General features: G+C 28.4%; 9 protein-coding genes and 1 CRISPR repeat array. All 9 genes read right to left on the reverse strand.

Annotated elements, in window-relative coordinates; genetic code table 11:
* Window positions 1-35 precede the first annotated feature (35 nt).
* A CRISPR array of direct repeats spans window positions 36-332; the repeat unit is 29 nt; unit sequence GTTTAAATTCCTCTTTGGTAGATTACAAC.
* Between the two features lie 74 nt (window positions 333-406).
* Window positions 407-2,890, reverse strand: a complete 2,484-nt coding sequence (cas3, locus tag ABIK75_07845; protein MEO0090999.1) for a CRISPR-associated helicase Cas3' — start codon at window positions 2,888-2,890, stop codon at window positions 407-409.
* Entirely contained in the window at window positions 2,890-3,714 is an 825-nt protein-coding gene (gene cas5b / locus ABIK75_07850; protein MEO0091000.1) for a type I-B CRISPR-associated protein Cas5b, read from the reverse strand. The genes cas3 and cas5b overlap by 1 nt, the downstream gene beginning before the upstream one ends.
* 3 nt (window positions 3,715-3,717) lie before the next feature.
* On the reverse strand, window positions 3,718-4,635 hold the full coding sequence (gene cas7i, locus ABIK75_07855; protein ID MEO0091001.1) for a type I-B CRISPR-associated protein Cas7/Cst2/DevR: 918 nt from the start codon (window positions 4,633-4,635) through the stop codon (window positions 3,718-3,720).
* Window positions 4,632-6,014: a type I-B CRISPR-associated protein Cas8b1/Cst1 gene (cas8a1, locus tag ABIK75_07860; GenBank protein MEO0091002.1), complete on the reverse strand. Its 1,383-nt coding sequence runs from the start codon at window positions 6,012-6,014 to the stop codon at window positions 4,632-4,634. The genes cas7i and cas8a1 overlap by 4 nt, the downstream gene beginning before the upstream one ends.
* A gap of 48 nt (window positions 6,015-6,062) precedes the next feature.
* Window positions 6,063-6,344, reverse strand: coding sequence for a CRISPR-associated endonuclease Cas2 (cas2, locus tag ABIK75_07865; GenBank protein MEO0091003.1), 282 nt, complete (start codon window positions 6,342-6,344; stop codon window positions 6,063-6,065).
* Between the two features lies 1 nt (window position 6,345).
* Entirely contained in the window at window positions 6,346-7,317 is a 972-nt protein-coding gene (cas1b, locus tag ABIK75_07870; GenBank protein ID MEO0091004.1) for a type I-B CRISPR-associated endonuclease Cas1b, read from the reverse strand.
* Window positions 7,318-7,323: 6 nt separating this feature from the next.
* Window positions 7,324-7,836 (reverse strand): CRISPR-associated protein Cas4, encoded by a 513-nt coding sequence (gene cas4, locus ABIK75_07875; GenBank protein MEO0091005.1) that lies wholly within the window; start codon window positions 7,834-7,836, stop codon window positions 7,324-7,326.
* 39 nt (window positions 7,837-7,875) lie between these two features.
* Window positions 7,876-8,676 (reverse strand): CRISPR-associated endoribonuclease Cas6, encoded by an 801-nt coding sequence (gene cas6 / locus ABIK75_07880; protein ID MEO0091006.1) that lies wholly within the window; start codon window positions 8,674-8,676, stop codon window positions 7,876-7,878.
* A 346-nt stretch (window positions 8,677-9,022) separates the two neighbouring features.
* Window positions 9,023-9,295: a hypothetical protein gene (locus tag ABIK75_07885; protein ID MEO0091007.1), complete on the reverse strand. Its 273-nt coding sequence runs from the start codon at window positions 9,293-9,295 to the stop codon at window positions 9,023-9,025.
* Window positions 9,296-9,487: the final 192 nt, after the last annotated feature.

Below are 9,487 nucleotides of genomic sequence, written 5' to 3' on the forward strand. Positions count from 1 at the left end.
TTCTTAAAAGCCTCTGTAAAAAGAGAAATAAATAAGTTTAAATTCCTCTTTGGTAGATTACAACACATTTTATTATAACTAAAAATTTATTTTCTGTCAAGGTTTAAATTCCTCTTTGGTAGATTACAACTTGGTCTAAGGTTATTGAGTTTGAGGTGTATAGCAAGGTTTAAATTCCTCTTTGGTAGATTACAACTATGTATTACCCGTTGGTTAAATGATATTAAAAATTTTGTTTAAATTCCTCTTTGGTAGATTACAACTTGTATTATTTATAAAGGTGATAAAAAAAAGGCATTAGCAGTTTAAATTCCTCTTTGGTAGATTACAACCTTTTCTTAAGTGTTTGAAATTAAATAGTTTATATAAATTTTTTATTAAATTTTGCGTCAAACCACCGGTCTTGTTAAAATAAACCATATGTTTCATAAACCTGTTTCGTTTTTTTATATACAAAAATTCCTTCGCAATAATTCCTAATTTTATCTTTCTCTTTTTTATTTAATTTAAGTTCTTCTTTTATTTCGTTCCATAAACTATTTATCTCCTTCTCCCGGTAACGATTCATATTATCATTTATTACATATTGAGCAATTATTTCTTTTTTAAACCACAACCAATTTATAGAAGATGTATTATTTATCTTGTCCACTATTTCATTAATCTTTTTATCTTTATCATCTTCAATAATTATTACCGGAATAGAATAAATTTCTCTGAAAATCTGATGGGCTTCCTCTTTATTTTCAGAAATAAATCCTTTTTCTAAAATTTTTAGAGTATCGTAGAATTTCTTCAAATATTCAGAATCTTTCAACTCCTCTTCATTGTAAACTTCTTCAACTAAACTTTGTTTTTCTTTTTCCCCTATCTCTCCTTTTTCTCTTAGAACCTTATAAGTTTTTTCAATCAATTTTTGTTCGTAGACCTTTCCCTTTCCTGATTCTCTTATTTTTTCATTATCTTCCGTATAATAGATTAAAATGTTTTCTTCATTATTCTCATAAAAATCGGTATAGTTAAAATTCTTTCCCGTATTTTTTATTTTTCCATCTATTAAATTTACCCTTCTCATTACCCTTCCCATTCGTTGAACAAGAACATCAATAGGAGCAATTTCCGTAAACAAATAATCAGCATCAATATCAAGAGAAACTTCGATCACTTGGGTAGCAATGAGAATTTTTGGCGTCTTTTCGTCTTCTCTTTTAGGATTACAAAATTCTCTCGTCAATTTTTCTTCTTTTTCTTTTCGTTCATTTAAAGTAAATCGGGAATGAATTAATTCTACCAAAATATTGGAATTAATCTTTTCGATTATTTTTTTATAAACATTCTCCGCTTTCTCAACGGTATTAAGAACAACCAAAATTCTTTTTCCTTTATTTGCCTTATTAATAATTTCTTCAATGGTATTATCTTCTTCTATATCTTTTTTTATTAATTTAATTTTATGTCTTTTAATATCACTAATTTTTTGGTAGTAATCTATAATTTCAAGGGACTCTTCTAAGATTATTTCTTTTAACTTTTTTCTAATAAAAGGAGGCAAGGTTGCGGTCATCAAAAGAAATCGGGCACCGCAGTCAATCATCTCTTCTATCATTTTTATAATTATCGCGCAGGCTCTTGGGTCATAAGACTGGACTTCATCAATTATAATTTTAGAATACCCTAAAGTAGCATATACCTTTTCGTAAGTAGGATATTTAAGGGCAGCAGGAAAAATTTGGTCGCCGGTAACAATACTTATTGGTAATGAAAAATGGCGAGAGAGTTCTAAAATTTTCAAATTTTCTCCATCCCAAAAAGTTTTTTTAGAAATTTCTAACTTTTCAATTAGATAAAGGTCAGCATCGGAATGAAGGAGTCCAACATTTCCTTTAATAAATATATCGGAATTATCGTCAGAAGTGTTAAAATATTTACAAGTTCGTTCAAATATTTGATTAGTAGCAACTCTGTACGGTAAAGTATAAAAGAATTTTTCCCCCTCTGCCCATAGAAAAGCGGCTTCCGTTTTTCCTATACCAGTAGGGGCTATTAAAATAAGATTTTTCTTATCCTTATCCTTCACAATCTTCTGCCAATAATCTTCGCCAAAATTTTTCTTTAATTTGTCAGAAAGATTTTCAACCGAAGGTTTTATTTCAAAATCTTTAGGATTAACAGTTCCTTCTTTTTCCATAAAAGAAGCAAAATGGTCAACTCGCATCAAAAAGCCAGCAAGGAAAATCCATAAATTTAAATCAATTTTTAATTCTTTTTCCATAATTAATTTCTGAGGCAGAAAGTAAAGAGAATAAGGAGGAATAATATTAGCACTTATCAAATTCCCCTCTTTTTCAATATGTTTAGCAAGATGATAATCGAAAGATATAAAATCTTCTATAATTTGATTATCAATAGTAAATCCCTTAAAATGATCTTTTAATATACCAACTATTTGGTTTCCTAATGAGTTTTCTAATAATTTTCTTGCCGTGTTTTTTAAATCAGGATTTAAATATAAAAGATAATCTCTTTCATCAATTTTCCAATGATGAAAGGCAATTGCTGAAAGAAAGGTAGCGTATATGCCTTCGTCATTATTACAAATTTCCTTTATTTTCTCTTTATTTATAAAAAAGAGAGAAAGAATATTATGTCTTAAGGGAGGAAAATCAGGATTTTTAAGCGGAAAATTTTGGTTTCCAATTTCTTTCTGAAAATAAGGAGAGGCCTTTCCAATATCATGAAAAAGGGCTAAAAACTTCAATAGTTTCTCAAATAGCTCTTTATCAATATTAATTTTTATCTTATCAAAGGGTAAATAATTAATACATTCCAAAATATCTTTAACGTGTTCTTTTAAAGGTGTTCCGTTACTTTTAGCCCAAATTTCACTCATTATATTATTTTAGCAAAAAATAAAGGAATGTTTAATTCCCTATCTGCTAAAAATTCAAAAGGAGTTCCAAAATTAAAGGGAAAATCACCCTGTTCAAAAAGTTTAACAAGAACATACTTAAAATTTCTCATTCCATTTTTAATTTCGTAAAAAGAAGTAATAAAATGATAACTTCCTTTTATTTTAGTAAAGAATTTTTCAAATTCTTGCGGATAAAAATTTTTATTAAGCAAATAGGAAGGATGGGGAATCCAAGTGTAATAGTCAAACTGGCCATAAAAAGGTTCTTTTTTATCTTCAGCAACTTCTATAATTTTCATTGTTTCTTCTGGTTTCTCTTCAAATAAAATTAGGTCTTCTGCCCTTCCCAAATGTAAAGGATAAACTCTTTTTTGAGGATTTTTAAAAGTTTCTTTTAATTCTTCTAAAAATTTTTCATCAGGATGATAAATATAAATTATGAGTTTTACGTTTTCAAGAACGTCTATTCTTGTTGGCATTTGGCCGCCGGGATGTTCTGGTATATGGTCGATAGTTCTCTTATCTTCGGAACCAAAGCGGTCTTTATGAGAATTTTTTTCCAGATTTCTAAGCCAAAGATATTCTCTCGTTAAGGATTCAAACTTTCCATAAATTGCCAAAGATAGACCTTCTTTTAGGTTCTTAAATTTTTCTTCTTCTTGATTCTTTATTCCCAAAAGATTACAAATAAATCCAACAACAGTTGAATAAGGCGGAATAGGATAGGTATGTCTTCTGGAAAAAGTAAAAGGAATTCGGTAATGGGCGTGGGGTTGAAAAATTTTTAATCTTAATATTTCCATTCTTTATTCTTCTATTTTCTTCTTAAATTCCTCCCAATCTTTAAGAGAATAATTATTAACGAAATCTGATGATATCGCTTCCGGTTCCCGCGGATTAATAAAGATTGATCTTTTATTATCTTCCATTTCAATCCAGCCATTATCAATACCGTTTTTTAAAAGGTCTTCCCTCACCCTAAATTTCGGTCGATTATTCTGTTGATAAAATTCAATATCAACAAAGGTGTGAAAGACAGGGATTGGTAATTTTACAATACCAGCAATAAGAAAAAGCGGAACAATTCCGGGACATTCACCACCGGTATGATAATAAAGTCCATTATAAATAGCATCTAATATATCAAAAATGCGTTCCTTTTTTTCTCTCTCTTCAATTACTAATTCCCCACGCTCATTCATTCCTACTTTTTCACAATCTAAAGAGAAAGAAACTTTATAAAGAGTTTTATGTTCTTCACAATTATAGGGATTTGGTTCAAGTTTTTCTTCAGGATTTTGGTTTGTATATCTTCTCACCAAATTGTGGTTTGCATAAAAACCCATATCACCCTTCCATGGTTCTAAAGAAACTGCTTTAGTAATTCCGATACATGCTTTTCTTGTTTTTGCTTTTTCTCCGCGGGTTGTCATATAACCAAAAATATCTAACTCGGCAAAATCTTTAATATCATTATCATCTTTTATATCAAATTGAATAACATTGCCTTCTTCTCTTTTTACTGGTGCTGGCTTCCATCTTGTAGGATTAGTTTTATTCAAAGTAATCCAGAGATAATGTCTTATTGCCGGTCGGGAGATGTAAGAATAAATTTCGCCAAATCCTCTTGTCAATTTTTTTATTGAAAGAATATTTCCTGTTTTTTCGTCTCTGTTTAATGCATCGGCTTCAAACAACATAGTTATGGTGACTGCTTTTTTCATACTTCACCTCCTAAAATTGAAGCAAGAAAAGAAAATATTAAAGTTTTAAAATATTTATCATTTTCTAATTTGAAAACATCAATAAGTTCTTCTGGCATCTTTTCCTTATTGGCTACAAAACATCTCAAAAGTAAGTAATATACGTTATCTTTATTTCCTAATCTTATCTGTTCTAAAAGTTTGTAAGCAATATCATTTATTGATTTACCAACCTCTTTTTGAGAAAATTCCGTTCCCTTTGCTTTTAATTTTTCCATTAATCTATCAATATTTTTATTCATCTTGACCTCCCTTTCTAAGTGTTTTAAAATTTTTCCATAAAGTTCTGGTAAAATTTTAGCAATTTTTTCTAAATAAACTTTTTTCTTATACTTATCTTCGCTTAGATATTTTATAATCGGGTCGTTTTGGGAGATATTTTCTTTGTTTTTTAATTTTAATAAAGTTTTTAATACATAATAATTTACCATCTCTAATTCAGTAAATTTTCCGTTTAATATTAACTCAAATATTTTTTCTTCATTAATTTGATTGATTAAATTAGCAATTTCATAATCAAGCAAAATTTTTGTTATGGAATAGGGTAAGTCAAAATAATCAATGAAGAATTTTCCGCCCTCCGACCTTTTAATTATTACTTCAATATTCATAATTGTCCAAGAACCCAACAATACTTTTCTTCTCTCTGCCCATTTAAGAAGAGATAAACCCAAGATTTCTTTAATTTCGTATTTTTCTTCGAAAATTTCCCCAAATTTATTCAAATCCCAAATTAACCGAAAATCAGGAGCATTAATAAAAATTTCGGTATTTCTATCTATTTTACAAAATGAGAAATGGTGAAAAATTATTAAATAGGAACAGAGATGACAAATAGGAAGAGAAAACTTTAGATTCCAAAAGGCATTTGGCATTTCGGTTATAGCACCTCCTAATTCTCTGAGATGAATAGCCTGAAAGATTTCTCTCTGGGTTATAAATTTCTCAAAATTTCCTGAAAATTTTTTCTTTAATGAATTTAATTCCTCATCCGAAAGAAAATACCCCCTACACCAACTACATTTTTTTGAATTACCCTCTCTCACATTACTAAGACTTTCTATATAATATTTTTCAAAGAAATCTTTTTGTTTTGGTTGAATATAATTAGGATACCTTTTATTATTTCCCCAAATTTTGAATTCCTCCTCGAAATGAGTCTTATGATATTCAAAGATTTTTTCATAAGATTTTTTAATTGTTTCCCTATCAATCTCTATCTCTCCGCCATCTTTGAATTCAAAAGAGTGTTTATCAAAAGATTCTAAGACTTTTAAAAATCCAATCACACTGGCATTATAAAGCCAATTGGAAGGAATGAAACTTATTTTATTACCCATAATAACAACTTTAAATGTAAATAAAAATTATAATAAAGTCAATGATAATCAAATAATATTATCTGTTATCTTTTTGACATTGGTTAATATTTTTCTTTGAAACGAAATAGTCTCAGGAAAGGTATAAATTATTACGCTGTCACGATTTTTATCTATTTTACGCAAAATTTCTAATTCCATTTTTTTTAATTTCGCTTCAGTAAGATTGCCTTCAAAGACTGATTTTTGAATATGATGAAGATATTTACGACAAATTTTCATTACCGAGGCAAGCCTTTTTTGTTCTCCTTTTTCTGTTAAACAAATGTCGTAGACCAAAATCACTTTCATATTAGAACCAAACTTTTAAAGGTTGATATTTTTCTTCGCCTAATAAATGTTTGATCAATCGGTAAAGTTCAAACAAAATCAAATTTTTATATTTTACTTTTCTCCTCAACTTTCGGTGTAAAATTGTATTTTCTAATTGTTCGTCAAAACTTTTAACAAAGATCTTTCTTCCCTCTTCATTTAAATAGGCAAAATTTAAACTTGTTTCAAAATGTTCTTCTCTAATCATTTTTAAATCAATCAATCTTAAAATTAATCTATCTGATAGTATGGGCTTAAAAATTTCTGAAACATCCAAAGATAGGGAGAATCTTCTCACCCCGGGTTCGTGCAAAAAACTTATTGTGGGATTTAATGGCGTTTCATAAATACTTTTTAATACTTGAACATAAACCAAAGAATTACCAAAAGAAAATAAAGCGTTTAAAGGATTTTCTGGCGGTCTAATACTTCTTTTTTTAAATTCCCAATTGGTTATTTTTTCAATACAAGAATAATAGATTTTTTTTATCTGGGCTTCAATGTTCATCAAAGAATTTATATTATCAGCATCTTTTATATTGCTTATTAAACTTTTCATCTTATTTATTTCCTCTATAAAACCCTCTCTTTTTTCAATGTTTCTTTTCATATTATGAGCAGCTCCTTCAACAAAAAGTTTAGCAAGTTCTAATCTTTTTTCAGGAATTAAATAATGCTCGGCTTGCTTGATAACAAGAGTTCCAGAAATATTTTCTTCTCGCGGTATAAAACTACCAAAATAATAACCATAGTAATTAAAAAAATGTAAGACTATTTTATTTTGAGCAATAAAATTAAGAAAATTTGTATTTAGTTCCATTTCGCTAAAAATAAATATCTGCTCAATATCATTTATAGGTAGGATTTTCCTTTCTTTACTAGTATTAATAAAAATAGTGTTCTCTTTTCTTTTTATTGTACCACCCTTAAATATATAATAATTTCTTGCCATTTTGATTTAAATAAAGCAAAAAGAGTAATAGGCACATTTCTTACAATAAGATTTATTAATTACTGCTGGAACTTTATCTAATCTTTTTACTATTTCTATTTCTCTTAACGTATCTTCAATTTTTTCTTCGTCTTTTTTACTTAACTCTACTTCTATTTTTCTCTTAAGTTTAGGATAATGAATTATTCCGTAACGACAAGGGATGCCTAATTTTTTAAGATAATAGATATAAAATTTTAATTGCCATATATGAGCATCCTCCATTTTGCGGGATTTTTTTATTTCATTAATGATAATCTCTTTTCCCAATTTTAAAAAATCAATCTTTAAGGTATCGTCAATTAAAATTTCCTTATAGCGCTCTCTTTCAAAACTTTCTTCCGATATCAATTTTCCAATCTCTACATCCTCGGAATATTTTTCCATTTCAATTTGATGGGTAAAAAGCCATAGTTTTCTTGGACAAATAATAAAGTAAGCCACTTGGGTTCCAGTAATTTTATTTTCGGTCAAATCCATTTAACTCCTTCAACAGATTTTCTTGATGATTACCAAAGTTCATATTTGAGCGAGTAAATCAACCATTCCAAATCCCTGGCCAGTTCTAATTCCTAAGCCATAATCATAAATAAATTGTAACATCTCTGGATGAGCTTCTAAATAAAAAATCCCTTTAAATCCTCTTAAATATCCCTTATAATGTTTTACTATTATTTCTTTTATTGGTTGAGAAAAACTGATGTCAATTTTTCTTTGTCTGATGAATATCGCCAATTCCTCATCGCTAATCGGAGTGAAAATTATTCTGGTATCAATTTTTTTCCCTACTATCCTTTGGTATTTTTCTGCCATTCGGAGTTCTAAAATTTTATTAAATTTTTCTAAATTGTCATTGGGAATAATAAAATAATTATGAAAATTCTTAGCCGAAGCATTGGGATCGGTTAAAATTACGGCTCCTAAAGTCTTAAAAATCCCTGCTGAAGAATTAATTCTTATATTTTTAAAAAGTTGAATCTTTTTGATTTTTAAAAAATTATGAGAAATATTCAGCACCCTTTCTTCTTTTTTGAAATCTAAGACGCCATTATAAAAGTAAGAAAAAATTTCTGGGTCGCCAGTAGAAAATAGAAATTCTATTGGCAAACTTATTTTTATCTTTTTTTCATCCAAAGGAATTAAATCCTTTCCTAAAAAGACAGAAAAGGTAAAAGGTTTGACAACTTTTTGAGAGTACAGATTTAAATAAATTTTTGTACCGGCAAAGATATTTTTTAAAAAGGAAATAAAATATTGACGATACTCTTGAGTCACCAATAATTCTTTTTGCTCATTATCAAACAAAATTTTAAGTCGCATGCTATATTATAAATTTTCTTTCATTTATGTCAAATATTTTGTTAACTGAAATTAACATTTTAAAATCTATCTTCCTTCTCTTAAAAAATGAGAGCAATTTTTAAAAGTTGGTATTAGAAAGATTAAAATCCTTCGTCGTCAGTTTTGTGTACCCTTTAGCGTTATATCTATTCCAAAGATAAAAGAAGAAAAAATCATCATTGCTAACATACCAAGAAGAGAAGATTTCCAGAGTTAGAAGAAAGAGAAGTTGATAAACCCATTCATAATATTAACTACTTAAGCCACTTAAAATTAAGTTTTAATGGAAGCAGTAGATTTTCTGAAAGAATTACTAAAATAAAAATTACTTTTCAAAAATCACATTTCCTTTATTATCATAAAGGGTGAAGATACCGCCTTGTTCTAAGGCACCAATTTCAGCAATTGGTCTTCCTTCTTTATTAAAAATCATTAATCCACCACCATCCTTTCCTGCCCACATACTAATCACAACCTTTCCTTCGCTATTATAGATAAAAAACACACCACCCCTTTCAGTCTGCTTAACTTCTAATAAGATTTTACCTTCTTCATTGACAAACTGTAAACCTTCTTTGGGAACATTGATTTGACCCATTCTTCTCTTTCTTTTAATTTAGAAAATATTACTCGTCATAATCTTCATCTTCGTCAAATTCCTCATCTTCATAATCTTCATCTTCAAAATCCTCATCTTCCTCTTCAAAATCTTCGTCTTCATAATCAAAGTCTTCCTCTTCTTCTTCAAAATCTTCATCAAAGTCTTCATCTTCGTCTTCGTATTCCTCTT

It is taken from the genome of candidate division WOR-3 bacterium (genome assembly GCA_039801725.1).
Classification (GTDB): domain Bacteria; phylum Hydrothermota; class Tepidihabitantia; order Tepidihabitantales; family DTDR01; genus DTDR01.

Bases quoted from the DNA above. Each gene is read 5' to 3' on its own strand.
- cas2 (MEO0091003.1), bottom strand. From the start codon at position 6,344: ATGAAAGTGATTTTGGTCTACGACATTTGTTTAACAGAAAAAGGAGAA.
- cas3 (MEO0090999.1), bottom strand. From the start codon at position 2,890: ATGAGTGAAATTTGGGCTAAAAGTAACGGAACACCTTTAAAAGAACAC.
- ABIK75_07885 (MEO0091007.1), bottom strand. From the start codon at position 9,295: ATGGGTCAAATCAATGTTCCCAAAGAAGGTTTACAGTTTGTCAATGAA.
- cas8a1 (MEO0091002.1), bottom strand. From the start codon at position 6,014: ATGGGTAATAAAATAAGTTTCATTCCTTCCAATTGGCTTTATAATGCC.
- cas6 (MEO0091006.1), bottom strand. From the start codon at position 8,676: ATGCGACTTAAAATTTTGTTTGATAATGAGCAAAAAGAATTATTGGTG.
- cas5b (MEO0091000.1), bottom strand. From the start codon at position 3,714: ATGGAAATATTAAGATTAAAAATTTTTCAACCCCACGCCCATTACCGA.
- cas1b (MEO0091004.1), bottom strand. From the start codon at position 7,317: ATGGCAAGAAATTATTATATATTTAAGGGTGGTACAATAAAAAGAAAA.
- cas7i (MEO0091001.1), bottom strand. From the start codon at position 4,635: ATGAAAAAAGCAGTCACCATAACTATGTTGTTTGAAGCCGATGCATTA.
- cas4 (MEO0091005.1), bottom strand. From the start codon at position 7,836: ATGGATTTGACCGAAAATAAAATTACTGGAACCCAAGTGGCTTACTTT.